This window comes from Variovorax sp. PBL-H6 (assembly GCF_901827155.1).
GTDB lineage: Bacteria > Pseudomonadota > Gammaproteobacteria > Burkholderiales > Burkholderiaceae_C > Variovorax.
On sequence record NZ_LR594659.1, the window covers coordinates 942,620 to 965,086 of the forward strand.

General features: G+C 68.5%; 21 protein-coding genes. 19 read left to right on the forward strand and 2 right to left on the reverse strand.

Going from position 1 to position 22,467, the window contains the following annotated elements; genetic code table 11:
* Window positions 1–38: 38 nt before the first annotated feature.
* The gene (locus G3W89_RS04585; protein WP_162572985.1) at window positions 39–1,025 is read left to right on the forward strand and encodes a tripartite tricarboxylate transporter substrate binding protein; all 987 of its coding nucleotides are present in this window, start codon (window positions 39–41) and stop codon (window positions 1,023–1,025) included.
* Here the strand turns inward: G3W89_RS04585 and G3W89_RS04590 are convergent.
* Complete coding sequence (locus G3W89_RS04590) at window positions 1,013–1,906, reverse strand: LysR family transcriptional regulator (protein ID WP_162572986.1); 894 nt, start codon at window positions 1,904–1,906, stop codon at window positions 1,013–1,015. The genes G3W89_RS04585 and G3W89_RS04590 overlap by 13 nt on opposite strands.
* Window positions 1,907–1,925: 19 nt before the next feature.
* Entirely contained in the window at window positions 1,926–3,464 is a 1,539-nt protein-coding gene (locus tag G3W89_RS04595; RefSeq protein WP_162572987.1) for an FAD-dependent oxidoreductase, read from the reverse strand.
* An 18-nt stretch (window positions 3,465–3,482) separates the two neighbouring features.
* Between G3W89_RS04595 and G3W89_RS04600 the strand changes: the two genes are divergently transcribed.
* From G3W89_RS04600 to mraY, 18 genes are all read left to right on the forward strand, one after another.
* Window positions 3,483–4,109 carry a 2-hydroxychromene-2-carboxylate isomerase gene (locus G3W89_RS04600; protein WP_232076323.1) on the forward strand — a complete coding sequence of 209 codons (627 nt, stop codon included), beginning with the start codon at window positions 3,483–3,485 and terminating at the stop codon, window positions 4,107–4,109.
* A 36-nt stretch (window positions 4,110–4,145) separates the two neighbouring features.
* Complete coding sequence (gene dapF / locus G3W89_RS04605; protein WP_162572988.1) at window positions 4,146–5,021, forward strand: diaminopimelate epimerase; 876 nt, start codon at window positions 4,146–4,148, stop codon at window positions 5,019–5,021.
* Window positions 5,022–5,041: 20 nt separating this feature from the next.
* Window positions 5,042–5,707: a DUF484 family protein gene (locus G3W89_RS04610; protein ID WP_232076325.1), complete on the forward strand. Its 666-nt coding sequence runs from the start codon at window positions 5,042–5,044 to the stop codon at window positions 5,705–5,707.
* Window positions 5,704–6,315, forward strand: coding sequence for a YdcF family protein (locus G3W89_RS04615; RefSeq protein ID WP_232076327.1), 612 nt, complete (start codon window positions 5,704–5,706; stop codon window positions 6,313–6,315). Before G3W89_RS04610 ends, G3W89_RS04615 begins: the two co-directional genes overlap by 4 nt.
* Window positions 6,299–7,273, forward strand: coding sequence for a tyrosine recombinase XerC (locus tag G3W89_RS04620; protein WP_162572990.1), 975 nt, complete (start codon window positions 6,299–6,301; stop codon window positions 7,271–7,273). The genes G3W89_RS04615 and G3W89_RS04620 overlap by 17 nt, the downstream gene beginning before the upstream one ends.
* Window positions 7,270–8,472, forward strand: coding sequence for a class I SAM-dependent rRNA methyltransferase (locus tag G3W89_RS04625; protein WP_162572991.1), 1,203 nt, complete (start codon window positions 7,270–7,272; stop codon window positions 8,470–8,472). Before G3W89_RS04620 ends, G3W89_RS04625 begins: the two co-directional genes overlap by 4 nt.
* A 120-nt stretch (window positions 8,473–8,592) precedes the next feature.
* A complete protein-coding gene (locus tag G3W89_RS04630; protein WP_162572992.1) occupies window positions 8,593–9,642 on the forward strand; it encodes a CobW family GTP-binding protein in 1,050 nt (349 codons plus the stop codon).
* A gap of 443 nt (window positions 9,643–10,085) precedes the next feature.
* Window positions 10,086–10,820 carry an RNA polymerase-binding protein DksA gene (dksA, locus tag G3W89_RS04635; RefSeq protein WP_443083194.1) on the forward strand — a complete coding sequence of 245 codons (735 nt, stop codon included), beginning with the start codon at window positions 10,086–10,088 and terminating at the stop codon, window positions 10,818–10,820.
* Between the two features lie 31 nt (window positions 10,821–10,851).
* Window positions 10,852–12,465 carry an STAS domain-containing protein gene (locus G3W89_RS04640; RefSeq protein WP_162572994.1) on the forward strand — a complete coding sequence of 538 codons (1,614 nt, stop codon included), beginning with the start codon at window positions 10,852–10,854 and terminating at the stop codon, window positions 12,463–12,465.
* 133 nt (window positions 12,466–12,598) lie between these two features.
* A complete protein-coding gene (hslV, locus tag G3W89_RS04645) occupies window positions 12,599–13,144 on the forward strand; it encodes an ATP-dependent protease subunit HslV (RefSeq protein ID WP_162572995.1) in 546 nt (181 codons plus the stop codon).
* A gap of 17 nt (window positions 13,145–13,161) precedes the next feature.
* Complete coding sequence (gene hslU, locus G3W89_RS04650) at window positions 13,162–14,484, forward strand: ATP-dependent protease ATPase subunit HslU (RefSeq protein WP_162572996.1); 1,323 nt, start codon at window positions 13,162–13,164, stop codon at window positions 14,482–14,484.
* Window positions 14,485–14,745: 261 nt separating this feature from the next.
* Complete coding sequence (mraZ, locus tag G3W89_RS04655) at window positions 14,746–15,174, forward strand: division/cell wall cluster transcriptional repressor MraZ (protein WP_162572997.1); 429 nt, start codon at window positions 14,746–14,748, stop codon at window positions 15,172–15,174.
* Between the two features lie 8 nt (window positions 15,175–15,182).
* On the forward strand, window positions 15,183–16,106 hold the full coding sequence (rsmH, locus tag G3W89_RS04660; protein WP_162572998.1) for a 16S rRNA (cytosine(1402)-N(4))-methyltransferase RsmH: 924 nt from the start codon (window positions 15,183–15,185) through the stop codon (window positions 16,104–16,106).
* 91 nt (window positions 16,107–16,197) lie between these two features.
* Window positions 16,198–16,560: a cell division protein FtsL gene (gene ftsL, locus G3W89_RS04665; protein ID WP_162572999.1), complete on the forward strand. Its 363-nt coding sequence runs from the start codon at window positions 16,198–16,200 to the stop codon at window positions 16,558–16,560.
* Entirely contained in the window at window positions 16,557–18,311 is a 1,755-nt protein-coding gene (locus G3W89_RS04670) for a peptidoglycan D,D-transpeptidase FtsI family protein (protein ID WP_162573000.1), read from the forward strand. The genes ftsL and G3W89_RS04670 overlap by 4 nt, the downstream gene beginning before the upstream one ends.
* Complete coding sequence (locus G3W89_RS04675) at window positions 18,311–19,813, forward strand: UDP-N-acetylmuramoyl-L-alanyl-D-glutamate--2,6-diaminopimelate ligase (protein WP_162573001.1); 1,503 nt, start codon at window positions 18,311–18,313, stop codon at window positions 19,811–19,813. Before G3W89_RS04670 ends, G3W89_RS04675 begins: the two co-directional genes overlap by 1 nt.
* Window positions 19,810–21,258 carry a UDP-N-acetylmuramoyl-tripeptide--D-alanyl-D-alanine ligase gene (locus tag G3W89_RS04680; protein WP_162573002.1) on the forward strand — a complete coding sequence of 483 codons (1,449 nt, stop codon included), beginning with the start codon at window positions 19,810–19,812 and terminating at the stop codon, window positions 21,256–21,258. The genes G3W89_RS04675 and G3W89_RS04680 overlap by 4 nt, the downstream gene beginning before the upstream one ends.
* 25 nt (window positions 21,259–21,283) lie before the next feature.
* Window positions 21,284–22,462 carry a phospho-N-acetylmuramoyl-pentapeptide-transferase gene (mraY, locus tag G3W89_RS04685; protein ID WP_162573003.1) on the forward strand — a complete coding sequence of 393 codons (1,179 nt, stop codon included), beginning with the start codon at window positions 21,284–21,286 and terminating at the stop codon, window positions 22,460–22,462.
* The last annotated feature ends 5 nt before the right edge of the window (window positions 22,463–22,467 follow it).

Genomic DNA, 22,467 nt, shown 5'->3' on the forward strand with positions numbered 1-22,467 from the left:
GACAAGAGGCGCCCGGCAGGGCGCAAAGGAGACAAGAAATGGCCCATGGTTCATGCTTGAGGCGAGTCGTCCTCCAAGCCTTCGGCGGCGCTGCCCTTCTGTTGGCGGCACTCGCCACGCAGGCGCAGGGCTGGCCGGCCAAGCCGGTACGCCTGGTCGTGACTTACCCACCCGGCGGCACTGTGGATGCGGTGGCCCGCATCCTCGCCCCGAAGCTCTCGGCGCGGCTCGGCCAGCCTGTGGTGGTCGACAACCGCGGTGGCGCCGGCGGCGCGATCGGCGGCGAGCTGGTCGCCAAGAGTCCGGCCGATGGCTACACCGTGATGCTCGACGCGTCCAACCATGCGCAGAACCCGGCGCTGCGCAGCAAGATGCCCTTCGATACGCTGCGCGACTTCGCGCCGGTGTCGCTCCTGGTCAAGGTCCCGAACATCCTGGTGGTGCATCCCGCGGCGCCGATCCGGAGCGTCAAGGACCTGATCGCGCAGGCCAAGGCGCGGCCGGGCGAGATCAACTACGCGTCTTCCGGCAACGGCTCATCGCCGCACCTGGCCGCCGAGCTCTTCGATTCGATGGCGAAGACGCGCATGACGCACGTGGCCTACAAGGGCGGCGGCCCTGCGCTCACCGACGTGATGGCAGGGCAGGTGCCGGTGTTCTTTGCCAGCCTGGGCTCGGGCATGCCCTACATCCAGGCAGGCAAGCTGCGGCCGATCGCGATCGGCGGCAGGACGCGCTCGCCCGCGCTGCCCGAGGTGCCGACCATCGCCGAGTCGGGCCTGCCGGGCTACGAGATGTACGAGTGGAACGCGGTGTTCGTGCCCGCGGGCACGCCGGCAGCGGTGATCGAACGCCTTTCCGGCGATATCGCCGCGACGCTCAAGGATGCAGACGTGCGCCAGCGGCTGGAGGCCCTGGGCGCCGAAGTGATCGGCGCCGGCCCGGTCGAACTCGATGCCTTCCGCCGCGCCGAGCTCGTCAAATGGAGCCGGCTCGCGAAAGACAACAAGCTTCAGCTCGACTGAAGCGGCCCCAGCTTCTGCGCGAACGCGTCGGCGAAAGTCGGCCGCGAGCGCGCCAGCCACATCGCCGACAGCTCGAAAGCGGGAAGGCCCTCGCCATCGCGCACTTCGGCATAGCGCACGCCCTCGTGGCGCAGCGCGCGCGCCGAGCGCGGCAGCAGCGACCAGCCGAGTCCGGCCGCCACGCAGGCCAGCACGGTCAGCGTGCGGTTCGCGTCCTGCACCACCTGCACGGGATGCCCGGCTCGGCGGATTGCGCCCAGCATCTGGCTGCGCAAGGCGGGGATCTGCTGCTCGGGGAACCAGACGAGGCCGTGCTCCGCGACCTCGGCCAAGGACACGCAGCCGTCCTCGGCCACCTCGAAGTTCGCCGGAAGCGCGGCGATCATCGGGTCCTCGCCCAGGTGCAGTTCGTTCACGCGCGCATCGACCGACACAGGCGGGTGCAGCAGCGCGATGTCGATGCGCCCGCCCGCCAGCGCATCGACCTGCTCTGCGTTGCTCATCTCGCGCAGCACCACTTCGAGCCGCGGGTGCTCGGCGCGCAGCAGGCGCAGCGCGCGCGGCAGCACTTCGTAAATGGCATGGGTCACGAAGCCGACCGTGAGCCGGCCTGCGCGACCCGCCGCGATGGCGCGTGCGCGCTCGGCCGCCGCGTCGGAATGGGCCAGGCTGGCGCGCACGTCGTCCACGACCGCGAGCCCGGCTTCGGTGAGCGTCGCGCCGCGCCGCGTGCGCGTGAAGAGCGGCGTGCCGATCTCGCGCTCGAGCCGGTTCAGCGTCTGGGTGAGGGCCGGTTGGGCGATGCCCAACTGCTCGGCCGCGCGCGTGAGGCTGCCCGCCTCGCTGATGGCGAGGATGCAGCGCATCTGGCGGGTGTCCATCAGCGAATTCCGCGACGGCTCATTCGGCGCTTCCGCCGGGCACATGCCAGCGGGTCGCGATCAGCTCCGGCTCGTCATGCGCCTGCAGCCGTGCCCAATGGCGGTCCGCGTCTTCCACGAACAGGTCGCGCGCGATCGCCTGGGCCACTCGGGTGGCGCCGATGGCGAGGCCGGGAATGTCGCCCGCGAGCGCGCCGTGGCTCATGGTGGCACCCCAGTTGAAGAGGCGCATGCGCGAGAGCGCCTCGGCCGTTTCCTGGGAGCTTTGGGCGTGGGTACGCAGCTCGAAGCCGGAGCCGAGATACGGAAAGCGCGCGGGCTCGGGATGGCGCCGCGCCTCCTCGGGGGGCACGTGGCGCGCCCACGTGTCGATCAGCGGCGTGTAGCGGCCGATCTCGGGCCGGTCGAGCAGGTCGACGTCGAAGCCCGTGCCGAAGATCACGGCGTCGAAGCGCTCGCTGCTGCCATCGGGCAGGGCGACGTTCACCCCGCCTTCGCCGGGCGCGACGTCCAGCCAGGGCGTGCCCAGGCGCAGCGTGAAGGCCGCATGCGCGTCGCAGCGGCGCACGCTCTCCCAGGGCGGCGGCACCTGCTCGTCGAAGATGTAGGTGTAGACCCGCCACTTGCGCGGGTCGTCCAACTCCTCGAAGCCACGCAGGAAGCCGTGGCTCGAGGCCGCCTTGCTCTTGTTGACCTGCGGGAGCTGCGGCCGGCGGGCGAACAGCTGGACTTCGGCGGCGCCGGCCTCCAGCGCGCTGCCCGCGTTGTCGAAGGCCGATGCGCCGGCGCCCAGCACGCCGATGCGCTTGCCTTCGAGGACTGCGAAGTCGATCGCATCGGCCGAGTGGAACACCCGGCCGGCCGCCAAAGGGTCGTCGTGCCGCAGCGACGGGAAATCCGGCCAGCGTGGCGCGCCGCTGCCGTCTCGGCCCAGCGCCAGCACGAGCTGACGCGCGCGCACGGTCTCGCGCCGGCCGCCGGGGCTTTCCAGCTCGATCGAGAGCAGGCGGCCGCCTTCGCCGTGAGAAACCGAGCGCAGGCTGACGCCGTTGTCCACCGCCAGGCCGGCGGTGTCGCGCACCCACAGCAGGTAGTCGCGCCAGTCGATGCGGCCGATCTTGTGCAGTGCCTGCCAGCCGTCGCTGCCGTGCTGCGCCTCGTACCAGGCACGAAAGGAGAGCGAAGGCATGCCCAGGTCCGGCCCGCCGACCTGCTTCGGGCTGCGCAGGGTGAGCATCCGCGCGTAGGTGCCCCAGGGGCCTTCCTCGCCGCGTGCGGCGCGGTCGATCACGCGGATGTTCGTCAGGCCCTCGCGGCGCAGGGCGAAGGCAGCCGTCTGGCCGCACATGCCGGCGCCTGCCACCAGCACGTCGAGGACCGGCTGCGCGTCGGTGGCGGCCTCGGCCGGGAGCATCCAGGCGGGAGGCGGAACGTTGATGCGTTCGAGGTCGGCACGGGCCTGGGTCGCCAGGGCTTCGAGCGCTGCGGCGTTGCGCGGGCTCGTGGTGAACTGAGGGGGCACCGGCGGCAATGCGGCGATGGAAGTGTCCTGGGGCATGGCGTGAAGATAATCCAGATGATGATTGCCCTCGACTGCTATTACAGCCTCTCCTCGCCGTGGGCCTACCTCGGCGGCCCGCAACTGCAGGACATCGTGCGCCGCCATCACGTGCACCTCACGCTCAAGCCATACGACTTCCAGGCCGTGGTGCCGCAGACCGGCGGCATCCCGCTCAAGACGCGGCCGCAGGCTCGCCGCACCTATCACGCGCTCGAGCTCGCGCGCTGGCGCGACTACCTGGGCATGCCGCTGGTGCTGGAGCCCGCTCACTATCCGAAAGGCCAGCCCGCCGATCCGGACTGGAACAAGTACCCCGGCTGGATGGTGATCGCTGCCCAGTCGAAGGGGCTGGACGCGCAGCCGCTGTCGCATGCGCTGCTGCGCGCGCTGTGGGCCGAGGAACGAGACACCTCGGAGGCCGAGGTCCGCGTTGCAGTGGCTGACGAGAACGGCTACGACGGCGCGTCGCTGCAGGCGCTCGAACTGGCCGCCGAGACGCAGGCCGCCTATCGCGCCTACAGTGCCGAGGCGGTGGAGCAGGGGGTGTTCGGCTCGCCGACCTTCGTTCTCGAAGGCGAGCGCTTCTGGGGGCAGGACCGGCTGGGCTTCCTGGACCGGGCGCTCGACCGGCTGCGCAGCTGACCGCAAGCACTGCGCGGCGCGGCAGATAATCCGGCGATGCGAATCCGCTTCACCAAGATGCAGGGCGCCGGCAACGACTTCGTCGTTCTGGACGAGACCCGCGGCGCGCTCGGCCTTGACAACGCGCAGTACCGCTTCCTTGCCGACCGCCATTTCGGCGTGGGCGCCGACCAGATCCTCAGCGTGCGGCCCGCGCCGGCCGAAGGCGTCGATTTCCAGTACGTGATCCACAACGCCGACGGCGGCGAGGTCGAGCAGTGCGGCAACGGCGCGCGCTGCTTCATGCGCTTCGTGCGCGAGCACGGCCTGACCGACAAGGACCAGGTGCGGGTGCAGACGCTCTCCGGCGTGATCGAGCCGAGGATGGGCGAAGACGGCCGCGTGACGGTGGACATGGGCGCCCCCATCTTCGAGCCGCAGCGGGTGCCTTTCGACACCGCCGGCCTGGACCCGCAAAGCGACAACGGCTGGCATACCTGGAACCTGGCCCTGGGAACGCACGCCGAGAGTGCGAAGGTGTCGGTGGCGGTGCTCTCGATGGGCAATCCGCACGCCGTCCAGATCGTGCCCGATGTCGATGCCGCGCCGGTCGCGAAACAGGGGCCGGCCATCGAGCACCATCCGCGCTTTCCCCAGCGCGTGAATGCCGGCTTCATGCAGATCGTCGACCGCGGCCATGTGCGGTTGCGCGTGTTCGAGCGCGGCGCTGGCGAGACCCTGGCCTGCGGCACCGGCGCCTGCGCCGCGGTGGTCGCGGGCATCCGCCTCGCGCGGCTCGACGCCCGGGTCGACGTGCAGACCCGTGGCGGCCTGCTGACCATCGAGTGGGCCGGAGACGGCGCGCCGGTGCTGATGACCGGCCCTGCCGTCACCGTGTTCGAGGGCGACATCGAGGTCCCCGACGCCCCATGAACCCCATCCACCAAGACGCCATGAATCCCATCACCGAAGACGACATCGCCAACTACCTCTCGAACACGCCCGACTTCTTCGAACGCCATGCGCAGCTGCTGGCCCAGGTGCAGCTCACCAGCCCGCACGGCAACCGCGCCGTCAGCCTGCAGGAGCGCCAGGCCGAGATGCTGCGCGAGAAGATCAAGGCGCTGGAGCACCGCGTGATGGACATGGTGCGCCACGGCACCGAGAACGTCGTCACCGCCGATCGCCTGCAGCGCTGGACCCGCGGCCTGCTGACCACGCGCGATCCGCGCGCGCTGCCGATGCGGATCGCGAGCGACCTGGAGACGCTGTTCGTCGTGCCGCAGGTCACGATCAAGATCTGGGACTGCGACAGCAGCTACCTCCACGAGCCCTATGCGCAGCAGGTGAGCGAGGACATGAAGGCACTGGCCACCTCGCTGACCGCGCCTTACTGCGGCCTCAACGCCGGCTTCGAGGTCGCCGGCTGGCTGACCGAACCGCAGGCGGCGGTGTCGATTGCGCTGATCCCGCTTCGGCCCGACCCCGAGACGCCGGCCTTCGGCCTGCTGGTGCTCGCTTCGCCCGATGCGCATCGTTTCAACGCCGAGATGGGCACCGACTTCCTGGAGCGCATCGCCGAGCTGGCCTCGGCGGCGCTGTCGCGGCTGCGTTCTTGATTGCGCGGCGCGCGCTCACTGGCGCGCTCGTCGTGCTGCTCATGGGTTACGCCGCTGTCCATGTCGCGGTCTGGCTGCATGCGCGCAAGCGGCTTGCGCATCCGCCGGCGCGCGTGGCCGATGTGGCGCTGGTGCTCGGCAACCGTGCATACCGCGACGGTCGGCCCAATCCGTGCCTGACCGGGCGCGTCGATGCCGCCGTTGCATTGGCGCGCGCCGGCCTCGTGCGCCAGCTCCTGTTCTCGGGCGGCATGGACAAGGAAGACGGCCGCATCGAGGCCGAGGTGATGCAGCAGCATGCGCGTGCCGCGGGCTACGAGGGCGCGCTGCTGCTGGAGACGGTCTCGCAGTCCACGCGCGAGAACCTCGCGATGTCGCGCCCGCTGCTCGAGGCGGCGGGTGTGAAACGCGTGATCGTCGTATCCGAGCCTTACCACCTGTGGCGCGTCGAGCGGCTGGCGCATGCGGCGGGCTTCGATCGCCGCTTCGAGGTGCAGTACGCCGCCGCGCCCACCACCTGCTGGCAGCGCTGGGGCATGGCGTTCCGGGGTGCGTTGCGCGAGCCGCTGGCCATCGTGAACAATGCCGCCCATGGATACCTCCACTGAATCGCCGCTCGTCGAGCGCTACCTCGAGCACGTGCGGGTCGAGCGTCGATTGGCAGATCGCACGGTCGAGCTCTATGCGATCCACCTCGAGACGCTGATCGAGAACGCCGCGGCCGCCGGCCTGGCCCTGGAACAGGTGCAGACCGCACATGTGCGCCGTTGGATGGCGCAGCTGCACAGCGCGGGCCGGGAGTCGCGCGGCATCGCGCTGGTGCTGTCCTGCTGGCGCGGCTTCTACCGCTGGCTCGGCCACGAGGGGCGGATCGGCTCGAACCCGGTGCAGGACGTGCACGCACCCAAGGCAGCGCGGCCGCTGCCGAAGGCGCTGGCGGTCGACGAGGCGGTGCAACTTGCGCAACTGCACGACGAGGAGGCCGATCCCTGGACCGAGGCCCGCGACCGCGCCATCGTGGAGCTGCTCTACGGCTGCGGCCTGCGCGTGGGCGAGCTCACCGGCCTTGATCTGCGCGCGAGCAACACGGCGCGCGGCTGGGTGGATCTCGACGCGCAGGAAGCCAGCGTGCTCGGCAAGGGCAGCAAGCGGCGCACCGTGCCGGTGGGCGCCAAGGCGGCCGAGGCGCTGGCGGACTGGCTGGCGCGGCGCGAAGACTGCGCGGCCCTGCCCGCTGCGCGGCTGCGCGATCCGGCCGGCGCCGCGGCGCTCTTCATCGGCCGCACGGGCACGCGCCTGTCGCCCCATGCCATCTGGCGCCAGCTGCGCCAGCGCAGCCTGAAGGCGGGCCTCGCGGCGCCCGTGCATCCGCACATGCTGCGCCACTCCTTCGCGAGCCACCTGCTGCAGTCCAGCAGCGACCTGCGTGCGGTGCAAGAACTGCTGGGACACGCGAGCATCTCGACGACGCAGGTCTATACGCGGCTGGATTTCCAGCACCTGGCGAAGGCCTACGATGCGGCGCATCCGCGTGCCCGGGTGAAAGAAGAGGGCGGCAAGAAATGAAAACACTCCGCCTGCGCCCCGGCAAGGAACGCTCTCTGCTGCGCCGCCATCCGTGGATCTTCGAATCGGCGATCGCCAAGGGCGGCGGCGATGCCGGCGAGACGGTGCGCATCGAGACCGACGACGGCCGCTTCCTGGCATGGGCGGCCTTCAGCCCGCATTCCAAGATCCGCGCGCGCGCCTGGAGCTTCGACGAGCAGCAGCGCATCGATGCCACCTTCATGGCATCGCGGGTAGCGAGCGCGGTGGCGGCACGGGAGCGCTTCGAGCTCCCGAGCGACGGCGTGCGCCTGGTGCACGGCGAGGCCGATGGCCTGCCGGGGCTGATCGTCGACCGCTACGGCGACACGCTGGTGGCGCAGTTCCTGTCGGCCGGGGCCGAGCGCTGGAAGAGCGTGCTGGCCGATGCGCTGCTTGCGGCCACCGCACTCGAGAAGCTCTACGAGCGTTCCGACGCGAGCGGGCGAGAGCGAGAGGGATTGGCGCCCGAAGCCGGCTGGCTCCGCGGTAGCGGGCCCACCCAGCTGGCCATCCGCGAGCACGACTGGCAGCTCACGCTGGACATCGCCACGGGGCACAAGACCGGCTTCTACCTCGACCAGCGCGACAGCCGCGGGCGCTTCGCCGAACTGGCGCGGCACCGGCGCTTCCGGCGGGTGCTCAACTGCTTCTGCTACACGGGCGGCTTCACGGTGGCGGCGATGGCGGGGCTGAAGGCCGCGGGTGCGCTCGACGGGGCGGAACTGCTGTCCATCGATTCGTCGCTGCCGGCGCTGGAGCGTGCGCGTGCACACGTGGCCCTCAATGGTTTCGGAGGAGCCCGCGCCGAGTTCCTGGATGCGGACGTCAATGCCTCGCTGCGCCGCTTTCTCGACGAGGGCCGCAGCTTCGATGCCATCGTGCTCGACCCGCCCAAGTTCGCCCCCACCGTGGCCCATGCCGAGCGCGCGGCGCGGGCCTACAAGGACCTCAACCGCCTGGCCCTGAAGCTGCTGGAGCCGGGCGGGGTGTTGCTGACCTTCTCCTGCTCGGGCGGCATCGGCGCCGACCTGTTCCACAAGATCGTGGCCTCTGCCGGCATCGATGCGGGCGTGGACGGCTACATCAGCGAGCGTCTTGGCGCGGCGCCGGACCATCCGATGACCATCGAGTTTCCGGAGGGCGAGTACCTGAAAGGCCTGGTGGTGGTGCGCAAGTGAGCCGCACGGCCCTTGCGAAGAATCAGCGGCGCGTGGCCCCTTAGCCCCTGTCGGAGCGCGGCTTGGGGCGCGTGGCTAAACTTCCCGCCTTCCCCCTCGTCCCCCATTCCCGGAGCACCCATGGCCCTGATCCCCGCCACCATCCTCACCGGCTTTCTCGGCTCCGGCAAGACCACGCTGCTCAAGCGCATCCTGACCGAGGCGCACGGGCAGAAGATCGCCGTGATCGAGAACGAGTTCGGCGAGGAGAACATCGACAACGACATCCTGGTCACCGAGTCCAAGGAGCAGATCGTGCAGATGAACAACGGCTGCATCTGCTGCACCATTCGCGAGGACCTGCGCGAAGCCCTGCAGCTGCTGGCCGCCAAGAAGCGCAAGGGGCTGCTCGACTTCGACCGCGTGGTGATCGAGACCACCGGCCTGGCCGACCCGGGCCCCGTGGCGCAGACCTTCTTCATGGACGACGAGATCGCCGAAAGCTATCTGCTCGACTCGATCCTCACGCTGGTGGACGCCAAGCATGCGCCGCAGCAGCTCAACGACCGCCAGGAAGCACGCCGCCAGGTGGGCTTTGCCGACCAGATCTTCATCAGCAAGACCGACCTGGTGGCGGGCGAGGAGACCGATGCGCTGATCCACCGCCTCAAGCACATGAACCCGCGTGCCCCGCAGCAGAAGGTGCATTTCGGCGAGGTACCGCTTTCGGACGTGTTCGACCTGCGCGGCTTCAACCTCAACGCCAAGCTGGACATCGACCCGGACTTCCTGAAGGAGGAAGACGAGCACGACCACCACGATCACGCGCACGGCGAGCATTGCGACCACCCCTCGCACGAGCAAGAGGGCCACGGCCACCACCATCACCACGATGACGACGTGAAGAGCTTCGTCTTCCGCGCCGACCGGCCCTTCGACCCGGCCCGGCTGGAGGACTTCCTGGGCGCGATCGTCAACATCTACGGCCCGCGCATGCTGCGCTACAAGGGCGTGCTGGACATGCAGGGCACCGAGCGCAAGGTGATCTTCCAGGGCGTGCACCAGCTGATGGGCAGCGACCTCGGCCCGGCCTGGGGGCCGGATGAGAAGCGCAACAGCCGCATGGTGTTCATCGGCATCGACCTGCCGCGCGAGATCCTGGAACAGGGACTGGAGCAGTGTCTGGTCTGACCGTCGTCGGCTGACCTTCTATACAATCGCGCGCCTGTTCCGGAGGTCAGGCATCGTCCTTCCCGGGACGATGTGTGACTTTTGGCATAGGGCGGCACACGTTTTCGGCCTGCTTTCGGGGGTATAACCCCTGGGTTCGCCGCTGGCGAGCCCCTGACAAGGCGGGGTCCCGCGAAGCCCTCGGGCAGCAGTGGTTCCCATGGAAGTAGATCCCTTTGAAAGCGCGTACCAGTTCGTCGAAGGAGCCAGTCACCGTGAAGAAACCAGTCGCCCAGGCAGAGCCCGTGTCCAAGCCGGCCGTCAAGAAGACGGAGGTTGCAAAGCAGGCTGTGCCCGCCGCGAAGCAGGTTTCCGCGCCCAAGACCGTCGGGCCTGTCGCGCCGCCGAAGCCTTCTGCCACGAGCAAGGCCAAGGCTGCGGGTGCAGGTGCTTCCTCATCAACCCTGGCGGCCGGCCCACGAGCCGCCGCACCAGCTTCATCGATTCCCGTTAAAAAGGCGGCTGCGGCCCCTGCCGCAGCGACACCTGCTATGACCACTCCGACCACTCCCACCGACACTTCTTCCTCCAACGCACCGGCACCCGCTCGCGGTGGGCGCGTCTCGCGGCTGTCGCAGCTGACCGTGCCCTCGATGCCGCAATCGGTGGCCTCCACAGCGGCCAAGTCCAGCTTCGTCCAGGACTTGAAGACCGCGCTGGTGCCGCCCCCGCCCGTCGCCATCAAGAAAGATCCCAAGCTGGCCAACAACTGGAAGACGAAGCCGGTCGAGGAGCTCACCGACGCCGAGGTGATTGCCATGCCGGACTCGGAGTACATGAACGAAAAGCAGATGGCCTTCTTCCGGCTCAAGCTGCAAGAGCTCAAGCGCGGGATTCTCGAGAACGCCGGTGAGACCACCGAGCACCTGCGGGAGGACACCGTCGTGGTGCCCGACCCGGCCGACCGTGCCACCATCGAGGAAGAACACGCGCTCGAACTGCGTACGCGTGACCGTGAGCGCAAGCTGCTGAAGAAGATCGAGCAGTCGATCCAGCGCATCGACGCCGGCGACTACGGCTACTGCGACGAGACGGGCGAGCCGATCGGCGTCGGCCGCCTGCTGGCCCGCCCCACCGCCACGCTGTCGCTCGAGGCGCAGCAGCGCCGGGAGCTCAAGCAGAAGATGTTCGGCGACTGAGTCGCCGCAGCATCGAAGGGAGTCGTTGCGCATGGCGAAGGAAGACACCGGCCGGCTGCTGTCCAAGGTGGCGAAGTTCGTTCGCAATCCGCTCAAGGATTGGTCCGAGCTCGATGCCGAGGAGTCCTCGCAGCTCGAGAACGGCTACAGCCGCGAGATGCTCAAGGAAATGATTGAGCGGCGGCAGCGCAATGACTTCGTGCGTCGCCGCGAGTTCGACATGCTGCGCAAATTGCGCCAGCGCGAGGCGGCCGGCGGCCGCGATCCGGGGGGCACGCCGTCCTCCTTCAACATCAGCAGCACCACCGGCAAGACCGAAGGCCGTGCTCTCACGCTCAAGAAGATCGCCGAGATCGAAGAGCAGATGTCGCAGCAATGGTGGAAGAACCGCGGCCCGGGCGGAGAACAGGGCCCCGGGGAGAACAAGGCAAGCGGCGACATGGCGGCCCAGCACGCGCGCGCCTATGCCGACACCGTGCCTGGGGTATCGCAGCAGCAGGGCGCCTCCGGCACGGCCGCCGCGCCCTCGGTTTCCGACGGCTGCATCGAAGAGGCCGCGATCCGCTTCGCCCATGGAGACGACGCCGGCGCGGAAGCCATTCTTCTGCAGGCGCTGGCGCCCGAAGCGTCGAGTGCCGATCACGACGACACCTGGCGAGCGCTGTTCGACTTCTATCGCGCTGTCGGCGATGCCGAGAAGTTCGCGGCAGCGGCTGTGCGCTACACGCAGCGCACCCGGCGGAATCCGCCCGTATGGATCTCGCTGCCTGCTGTGGCGCGCCATGCCCAGGTCTCGGCGGCATCGGCCTTGAGCGCCCCGCCGCCGGCGCCCGCAGGCGGCGCCGACTGGGCCAGCCCCGCGGTGCTCAGGCGCGAAGACCTGCTCGGCCTGACGCGCGCGCTCGGCGCGGCGGGCCCCACCTGGAAGCTGGATTGGAGCGTGCTCGACGCCATCGAGCCCGATGCCGCCGGTCCGCTGCGTGCGCTCTTCAACCATTGGGCCGACTCGGCCGTGCAGTTGCGCTTTGCTGGCGCCGACCGGCTGCAGATCGCGCTCACCGGGGCCACGCCGGTCAACGAACGCCGTGTCGACGCCATCTGGTGGCAGCTGCACATGGCCGCATTGCGTGTCATGCACCGCCCCGACGAGTTCGAACTGCTGGCGCTCAACTACTGCATTACCTACGAAGTGTCGCCCCCGCCTTGGGAAGACCCGAAGGGCGATTTTGGTGAGCTCGAGGTGTCGTCGTCGACGACGCGGTCCCCCGTGTCGTCCGATACGAGCCCCTCCGTGTCATCGGGATTCTCGATCTCGGGGCACGACGACGAACTGATCGGGGCCGACGCCACGCCGACGCACGCCGCGGCCGGCCACGGCTCGCTGGCAGGAGAGCTCGATGGCGAATCGCTCTCGACCTGGGAGCGGCTCGACCGGGAACTGGCCGGTGCGCAGGGCTTGTCCATTTCCTGCTCGGGGCTGGTGCGCCTGGACTTCGTGGCGGGCGGTTCGCTGCTGAACTGGGTCACTGCCCGCGACGCGCGCGGCGAGCGGGTCGCCTTTGTCGATGCCCATCGCCTGATCGCCGCCTTCTTTGGCGTGATCGGGATCGCGGACCACGCCGACGTCGCCATCAGGGCGAACTGAGACCCGAGCTCACGGGCGCCATGCGCCGGGTGTTGGCCTCTGCGCCAAAGAGGTCGCCACAACACGGTATTCTGTTTCCCACCCAATCCCCATCCCGGCTTGCATTCGTGCAGGCTATCGCCATATTTCCTCGATGGAACAATTTCACGGAACCACGATCATCAGCGTGCGCCGCAAGACCCCGAACGGCGACCAGGTCGCGATCGGTGGTGATGGCCAGGTCACGCTGGGCAACATCGTCATCAAGGGCAGCGCGCGCAAGGTGCGCCGGCTCTACCAGGGCAAGGTACTCGCCGGTTTCGCCGGCGCGACCGCCGATGCCTTCACCCTCTTCGAACGCTTCGAGGGCAAGCTCGAGAAGCACCAGGGGCAGTTGGCGCGTGCTGCCATCGAGCTGACCAAGGACTGGCGCACCGACCGCGTGCTGCGCCGCCTGGAGGCGATGCTGGCCGTCGCCGACGCCCATAGTTCACTGATCATCACCGGCAACGGCGACGTGCTGGAGCCCGAGAACGGCATCATCGCGATCGGCTCCGGCGGCGCCTATGCCCAGGCCGCGGCCAAGGCGCTGCTCGACCACACCGAGCTGAGCGCAGCCGACATCGTGAAGAAGTCGCTCGAGATTGCGGGCGAACTCTGCATCTACACCAACATGCACCACACCATCGAGACCCTGTGAGCCCAGCGAGTGACCCCATGCCCATGACCCCACAGGAAATCGTCTCCGAGCTCGACAATCACATCGTCGGGCAACCCGATGCCAAGCGCGCCGTCGCCATTGCGCTGCGCAACCGCTGGCGCCGCCAGCAGGTCGACGAGAAGCTGCGCAGCGAGATCACGCCCAAGAACATCCTCATGATCGGCCCCACCGGCGTGGGCAAGACCGAGATCGCGCGCCGGCTTGCGCGCCTGGCCGATGCGCCCTTCATCAAGGTCGAGGCCACCAAGTTCACCGAGGTGGGCTACGTGGGCAAGGACGTCGACTCGATCGTGCGCGACCTGGCCGAGATGGCCGTCAAGCAGACCCGCGAGAGTGAGAGCGCCAAGGTGCGCATGCGCGCCGAGGATGGCGCCGAGGAGCGCATCCTCGACGTGCTGCTGCCCCCGGCCCGTACCGCGGACGGCTCGAATGCCGAGAGCAGCAACGCCACCCGCCAGGCCTTCCGCAAGAAGCTGCGCGAGCATCAGCTCGACGACAAGGAAATCGACATCGAGCTGGCCGAGCAACGGGCCCCGCTCGAGATCATGGGCCCGGCCGGCATGGAGGACATGACCGAGCAACTGCGCGGCATGTTCGGCCAGCTGACGCAGGGCCGGCGAAAGACGCGCAAGCTCAAGATCGGCGAGGCGATGCGTCTGCTGATCGACGAGGAGGCGGCCAAGCTGGTCAACGAGGAAGAGATCCGCACCCAGGCGATTCACAACGCCGAGCAGAACGGCATCGTCTTCATCGACGAGATCGACAAGGTTGCCACCCGCAGCGAAGCACAGGGCGCCGACGTGTCGCGCCAGGGCGTCCAGCGCGACCTGCTGCCGCTGGTGGAGGGTACCGCGGTCAGTACCAAGTACGGGGTGGTGCGCACCGACCATATCCTCTTCATCGCCAGCGGCGCCTTCCACCTGAGCAAGCCCAGCGACCTGATTCCCGAACTGCAAGGCCGCTTTCCGATTCGCGTCGAGTTGCAATCGCTCTCGGTGGCAGATTTCGAAAGCATCCTGACCCAGACCCGCGCCTCGCTGGTCAAGCAGTACCAGGCGCTGCTGGCGACCGAGGGTGTGACGCTGGAGTTCACGGCGGACGGCATCACCCGGCTTGCCAGCATCGCCTACGAGGTCAACGAGCGCACCGAGAACATCGGCGCCCGCCGCCTGTCGACTGTCATGGAGCGCCTGCTCGACGAGGTGAGCTTCGACGCCGCCAAGCTGGAAGGCCAGGCGGTGCTTATCGATGCCGCCTACGTGGACGCACGTCTGTCGGCGCTGAGTCAGGACGAAGACCTGTCCCGGTTCATCCTCTGATCCGGCTTCTGCACTCATACGGTTCGCGCAACACATTCATTGCGTGAGCTAAGTACTTAGCCTGCAACGGGAATTCGGTGTTTTCGAGCCTTCGAAAACACTGCTAAGTTGTTGATTCCATTACAAAAAATAGCCGCGACCCCTCGTTGCAGGGTAGGTGTTTCCTGCTACAGTGGAAAAAAGTGCAGTTAAGTGGGAAAAAGTGTCCGTTCGTGCCTCGCCGAGGTGCACGGTGCCTTTCCAAGACAGGGGTTCGCGGTCGTGTTTCAAGGGGCTTCATCGCTCAATCTCGATGCCAAGGGGCGGCTTTCCGTGCCGACCCGGCATCGTGACGTCCTGAGCGCGACGGCAGGAAGCCAGCTCACGATCACCAAGCACCCCCACGGCTGCCTCATGGTGTTCCCGCGTCCTGAGTGGGAGAAATTCCGCGATCGCATCGCGGAGCTCCCGATGTCGGCACAGTGGTGGAAGCGGGTTTTCCTCGGCAATGCGATGGACGTGGACATGGACGGCACGGGCCGCGTGTTGATCTCCCCCGAGCTGCGCGCGGCGGCCGGCATCACGCGCGACGCGCTGCTGCTCGGCATGGGCAACCACTTCGAGCTCTGGGACAAGGCCACCTACGACGCGAAGGAGGCCGAGGCCACCCAGGGAGAGATGCCCGATGTGTTCCAGGATTTCTCTTTTTGAGGCCGGCAGTGCAAGCGCCATGGAGCCATACGACCGTGTTGTTGAAGGAGGCAGTGGAGGCACTCCTTCCCGGCACCGCGCCCGGCTCTGGCACCTACGTGGATGCCACCTTTGGGCGAGGCGGCCATTCCCGGGCAATCCTCGAAAGACTGTCAGAGGCCGGTCACTTGATCGCGTTCGACAAGGACGCGGAAGCGGTGGCCGAGGCAGCGCGCATCGAGGATGCGCGTTTTTCCATCAGGCACCAGAGCTTCGACCACCTGGGGGAGCTGCCGCCGCGCAGCGTCGCTGGCGTGCTGATGGACCTCGGCGTGAGCTCCCCCCAGATCGACAACCCCGTTCGGGGTTTTTCTTTTCGTTTCGACGGCCCGCTCGACATGCGCATGGACACCACGCGCGGGCAGAGCGTGGCCGAATGGCTGGCAACGGCCGAAGTGCAGCAGATGGCGGAGGTAATTCGTGACTATGGCGAAGAACGGTTTGCTGTTCAGATTGCAAAGGCGATTGCAGCTCGCCGACAAGAACGGGGCCCAATTTCAACCACCGCCGAGCTGGCCGAGCTCGTGGCTGGCACGGTCAAAACCCGCGAGCCGGGCCAGAACCCTGCAACGCGCACATTTCAGGCTCTTCGGATTTTCATCAATGCCGAGCTTGAAGAGCTGCAACAGGCGTTAGAGGCGAGTCTTTCCGTGCTGCACCCCCAGGGCCGGCTTGCGGTGATCAGCTTCCACTCGCTGGAAGACCGCATCGTGAAGCAGTTCATCGCCAGGCATTCGCGCGAGGTCTACGATCGCCGCGCGCCCTTTGCCGCGCCGCGCGCGATGAAGATGCGCGCACTTGGCCGCATCAGGCCCACGCAGGCCGAGGTGGACGCGAATCCCCGGGCCCGCAGTGCCATCCTGCGGGTGGCCGAACGCACCGGGGAGCCGTGAAAAATGTTTGGCCCCCACGCTCATCACTTCGTGTATTGCGGCCCCCCGAGGGGGCGCTCATCGCCCTTCGGGCGGCCGGGCGGGCGCTGATATGGTGCGCTTGAACCTCCTCCTGCTCACCGCGGTCATCGCCTCTGCGATCTACCTGGTGCATACGCAATACCAGTCGCGCCAGCTGTTCACCGAGCTGCACCGGGTGCAAAACGAAGCGCGCCGGCTGGAGCTCGAACGCGACCGGCTGGAGGTGGAGAAGCGTGCCCAGGCCACGCCGTTGCGGGTCGAACGGCTGGCCAAGGAACAGCTGAAGATGCGCACCACCACGCCGGCCATCACGCAGTACGTGCGCGCCGACGGCACGGTGATTCCGGCGGTCGCGGCGCCCGCGACCCCGACTGCGGCGCCATCAGTGCGCCCCGGAGCCGCCGCCGCGCCAGCCCGCAGGAGCGCGCAATGAGCCGTCGCAGCCGCAGCGTCCAATACACCACCAGCCCGCTGCTGGCGAGCAAGACGCCAGTCTGGCGCAGCAAGTTCATCGTCGCCACCATCGCCTTCGGCTTCCTGGTGCTCGCCGGCCGTGCGGCCTATGTGCAGGTGGTCGGCAACGCGTTCTTTCAGCGCCAGGGCGAGGTGCGCTTCGCCCGCACGCTGGAGCTGCCAGCCAATCGCGGCCGCATCCTGGATCGCAACGGGCTGCTTCTCGCCTCCAGCGTGGTGGCGCCCAGCATCTGGGCCATTCCCGAGGACATCGAGCGCGAAGACCCGGACGTCAAGGCCAAGCTGCGCCAGGTCGCGAAGCTGCTCGGCATGGCGCAGAAGGACTTCGACAAGAAGCTGGAGGACGAGGACAAGACCTTCGTCTGGATCCAGCGCCAGGTCGACGAGCCGATCGCCAAGCAGATCGCTGCCCTCAACATCAAGGGCCTGTACCAGCGCAAGGAATACAAGCGCCAGTACCCGGAGGGCGAAGCCGCCGCGCACGTGGTGGGCTTCACCAACGTGGAGGACAACGGCCAGGAAGGCATCGAGCTGGCCTTCAACAAGGAACTGGCCGGACGCCCAGGCTCCAGGCGCGTGATCAAGGACCGGCTCGGCCGCGTGGTCGAAGGCATCGGCGAGCAGGTCCCTCCGCTCGACGGCAAGGACATCCAGCTCTCGGTCGACAGCAAGGTGCAGTTTTTCGCCTATCAGAAGCTGCGCGACGCGGTCACGGCCAACAAGGCCAAGGCGGGCAGCGTGGTGGTGCTGGACGCCATCACCGGCGAAGTGCTGGCAATGGCCAACTACCCGAGCTACGTGCCCGACAAGCGGCAGAGCCTCACCGGCGAGCAGTTGCGCAACCGCGCGCTCACCGACACCTTCGAGCCAGGCTCGACCATGAAGCCCATCACGATCGCGATGGCGCTGGAGGCAGGGCGCATCAAGCCGCAGACGCCGGTCGATACCTCCCCGGGCCGCTACAGCATTGGCGGCTTCACCATCAGCGACACCCACAATTACGGCCTGCTGACGGTCGAGGGCGTGATCCAGAAGTCCAGCAACGTGGGCGCGCTCAAGATCGCGCAGAAGATGACCCCGCACGAGATGTGGGACACCTACACCGCGCTCGGCTACGGGCAGAAGCCGCAGCTCCGGTTCCCCGGCGCCGTGACCGGTCGCCTGCGCCCTTGGAAGAGCTGGAAGCCGGTCGAGCAGGCCACCATGGCCTATGGCTACGGCCTCTCGGCCTCGCTCTTCCAGATGGCGCATTCGTACACCGCCTTCGCGCACGACGGCGCCATCATTCCCGCGAGCATTCTCAAGAGCCCCGATCCGGCGGTAGGCGTGCAGGTGTTTTCGGCGCAGAACGCGCTGGCCGTGCGCAAGATGCTGCAGATGGCGGCCGGCCCGGGCGGCACCGGCCAGCGCGCGCAGACCATCGGCTACTCGGTGGGAGGCAAGTCGGGCACTGCGCACAAGCAGGTCGGCAAGGGCTACGCGAGCAACAAGTACCGTGCCTGGTTCACCGGCATGGCGCCCATCGAGAAGCCGCGCATCATCGTGGCGGTGATGATCGACGAGCCGAGCGCCGGCCAGTACTTCGGCGGCCTGGTGGCGGCACCCGTGTTCAGCGAGGTCGTGCAGCAGACGCTGCGCATGATGAACGTACCGCCGGATCTCGCAGTCAAACCGCTGGTCGTGACCAACGGCGTGGAGGAGAGCTTCTGATGCTGGCGCTCCACAGTCCTCTCGATGCCGCGGGCTGGTTGAAGTCCCGCGTGGGCGGCGCGCTGCATGGCGACAGCCGCCCGCTGCGCGCGGGCGACGGCTTCGTCGCCTGGCCGGGCGCTGCCACCGACGGTCGCCGCCACGTCGCGGCCGCGCTTGGCCAGGGCGCGGTGGCCTGCCTGGTGGAGGCAGACGGCGTCGAGTCCTTCGGCTTCGACGAGGGCGACGAGCGCATTGCGCGCTATGCCGGCCTGAAGGCGGCCACCGGGCCGATCGCTGCCGCCTTCCACGGCGACCCGTCATCGCGCCTGGACCTGCTGGCCGTCACCGGCACCAACGGCAAGACCTCGACCGCGTGGTGGCTGGCGCAGGCGCTTGCCGCGCACGACGCCACGCGGCCCTGCGCCGTGATGGGCACGCTCGGCATCGGCGTGCCCCCGGATCTCACCTACACCGGCCTCACCACGCCCGACCCGGTGATGCTGCAGCGCGAGCTGCTCGCCTTTGCGGATCGCGGTTTCGGTGCCTGCGCCGTCGAGGCCTCCTCGATCGGCATCGCCGAACGCCGGCTCGACGGCACGCGCATCGCGGTGGCAGTGTTCACCAATTTCACCCAGGACCACCTGGACTACCACGGCAGCATGGACGCGTACTGGCAAGCGAAGGCCGAGCTGTTCCGCTGGCCGGGCCTGCGCGCCGCGGTGGTCAACATCGACGACGTTCACGGCGCCAGCCTCGTGGCCAGCCTCGTCGAACGCGGCGAGGGTGCGCCCGAGGTCTGGACGGTGTCGGCCGCCGGCGCGCCGGCCCGGCTCGCGGCGAAGAACATCGGCCACGACGCCCAGGGCCTGCAGTTCACTGTGGTGGAGCAGGGCGAGGCGCCGCTGCGCCTGGAGACGCAGTTGATCGGCCAGTACAACGTGGCCAACCTGCTGGGCGTGCTCGGCACCCTGCGCGCGCTCGGCCTCACGCTCGCCCAGGCCGTGGCCGCCTGCGCGCGGCTGGACAGCGTGCCCGGCCGCATGGAGCGTGTGAGCGTTCCGGGTCGGCCGCTGGCGGTGGTGGACTACGCCCACACGCCCGACGCGCTCGACAAGGCGCTGGCCGGCCTGCGGCCGCTGGCGCGCCAGCGCGGTGGGCAGCTCTGGTGCATGTTCGGCTGCGGCGGCGACCGCGACACCGTCAAGCGGCCGATGATGGGGGCCGTGGCCGAGAAGCAGGCCGACCGGGTCGTGCTGACCAGCGACAACCCGCGCAGCGAGAAGCCCGGCGCGATCATCAGCCAGATCCTGCTGGGGCTGTCGCGCCCCGAAGCGGCCCAGGTCGAGCCCGACCGCGCCGAGGCGATCCGCCAGACCTTGGCACAGGCCGCGCCCGACGACGTGGTGCTGCTCGCCGGCCGCGGCCACGAAGCCTGGCAGGAAATCGCCGGTGAGCGCATCGCGTTCTCCGACCGGGCGCACGCCATCGATGCGTTGACGCATGCAAGGAGCGCAAGATGAGCGCGCCGCAGGAAGACGCACCGATGATGACGCTCGCCAAGGCGCTCGCCTGGGTGCCCGGCGCACGCCTGGTCGGCGACCCGGAAGTGGCCGTCTCGCGCGTGCACACCGACACCCGTACTCTCGCGGCAGGCGACCTGTTCGTCGCGCTGAAGGGTGAGCGCTTCGACGCCAACGATTTCCTGGCCGATGCGCGTGCGCGCGGCGCGGTCGCGGCCATCGCCCATCGCGGGCTTGAGGCGGCCGGGCTGGCCGGGCTGGAAGTGCCCGACACCCTCGCCGCACTCGGCGCCCTGGCCGCGGGCTGGCGAGCCCAGTTCGATCTGCCGCTGGTCGCGGTCACCGGCAGCAACGGCAAGACAACCGTCACGCAGATGATCGCCTCGATCCTGCGGGCTGCCGGTGTGGACCGGGCGCTGGCCACCATCGGCAACCTCAACAACGAGATCGGCCTGCCGCTGACGCTGCTGCGCCTGCGCGAGCGGCACCAGCTGGCCGTGGTCGAGCTGGGCATGAACCATCCGGGCGAAATCGCCCGGCTGTCGGCAATCGCGTGTCCCACCATCGCGCTGGTCAATAACGCGCAGCGCGAGCACCAGGAGTTCATGGCCACGGTCGAGGCCGTCGCGCGCGAGAACGGCGCGGTGTTCGCCGCGCTGCCGGACAACGGCACCGCCGTCTTCCCCTACGGCGACACCTTCACGTCGCTGTGGAACGAGATGGCGCACGAGGGCGCGCCGCGGCGCTGCCTGAGCTTCGGCGAGCAAGCCAACGCGGACATCGCGCTCGGCCATGCCGAGTGGAAGCATGGCGCCTGGCAGTTCGAGGCCCGCACGCCGCTCGGCGAAATCTCCACCACCCTGCGCATCGCCGGGCGTCACAACGTGGTGAACGCACTGGCGGCCATCGCCTGCGCGCTGGCCTGCGGGGTATCGCTCGAAAAGATCGCCGAAGGGCTCGCCGCCTTCGAGCCGGTCAAGGGGCGCTCGCGGGCGAGCGAGGTACTGCTGGCGGACGGCCGGGCGATCACGGTGGTCGACGACAGCTACAACGCCAACCCCGATTCCGTGCGCGCCGCCGTCGACGTGCTCGGCGGCCTGCCGGGCCCGCGCCTGCTGGTGCTGGGCGACATGGGCGAGGTCGGCGATCGTGGTCCGCAGTTCCATGCCGAGGTCGGCGCCTGGGCGGCCGAGCGCGGCATCGAATCGCTGTTCGCAATGGGCGACGCATCGATCCATGCGACCGCGGCCTACACGCGCAGCGGTGGCAGCGAGGCGCGCCACTTCGACGACATCGACAGGCTCAACGCCGCCGTGCTGGCGCAACTGCCGCGCGTCGCCAGCGTGCTGGTCAAGGGCTCGCGCTTCATGCGGATGGAGCGCGTCGTCCAGGCCCTCGCCTGCGCTTCAGCACAACAAGACAACAACAAGGAGGGCCGGCCGTGATTCATGCGCCGCGCACGTTCGCATCATGCTGATGAGTCTCGCCCAATGGTTGCAGACGGTCTCGCCGGATCTCGGTTTCCTGCGCGTCTTCCAATACCTCACCTTTCGCGCGCTGATGGCGGCGCTGAGCGCGCTGCTGCTCGGCCTGGGCGCGGGGCCGTACGTGATCCGCCGCCTGACCGCGCTCAAGATCGGCCAGCCGGTGCGCGGCTATGCCATGGAAACTCACCTGAGCAAGAGCGGCACGCCGACCATGGGCGGCGTGCTGGTGCTGTTCTCGATCGCCTTCGCGACCTTGCTGTGGTTCGACCTCTCCAACCGCTTCGTCTGGATCGTGCTGTGGGTCACGCTGGGCTTCGGTGCCATCGGCTGGGTCGACGACTGGCGCAAGGTGGTGCGCAAGGACCCCGAGGGCATGCGCTCGCGCGAGAAGTACTTCTGGCAGTCGGCAGTCGGCCTGACCGCCGCCTTCTACCTGCTCTTCAGCATCTCGGAGAGCTCCAACTGGCGCGTGCTCGAGCTGTTCTACGCCTGGGTAGGCTCGGGTTTCGACCTCGACTTCCCGCCCAAGATCAACCTGCTGGTGCCCTTCTTCAAGGAAGTGAGCTACCCGCTCGGCGGCATCGGCTTCGTGATCCTGACCTACCTGGTGATCGTGGGTGCCAGCAACGCCGTCAACCTGACCGACGGCCTCGACGGCCTGGCCATCATGCCGGTGGTGATGGTCGGCTCCGCCCTGGGCGTCTTCGCCTACGTGACCGGCAGCGCGGTCTATTCGCGCTACCTGCTGTTCCCGCACATCCCGGGTTCGGGCGAACTGCTGGTGTTCTGCTCCGCGATGGCCGGTGCGGGCCTCGCCTTCCTCTGGTTCAACACCCATCCGGCGCAGGTCTTCATGGGTGACGTGGGCGCGCTCGCGCTGGGCGGCGCGCTGGGCACCATCGCGATCATCGTGCGCCAGGAGATCGTCTTCTTCGTCATGGGCGGCATCTTCGTGGTCGAGGCGATCTCGGTGATGGCGCAGGTGGCCTACTTCAAGTACACCAAGAAGCGCTTCGGCGAAGGCCGCCGCGTGCTCAAGATGGCGCCGCTGCATCACCACTTCGAGAAGAGCGGCTGGCGCGAGACGCAGGTTGTCGTGCGCTTCTGGATCATCACCATGCTGCTGTGCCTGGTGGGCCTGTCGACCTTGAAGCTGAGGTGAGCTCG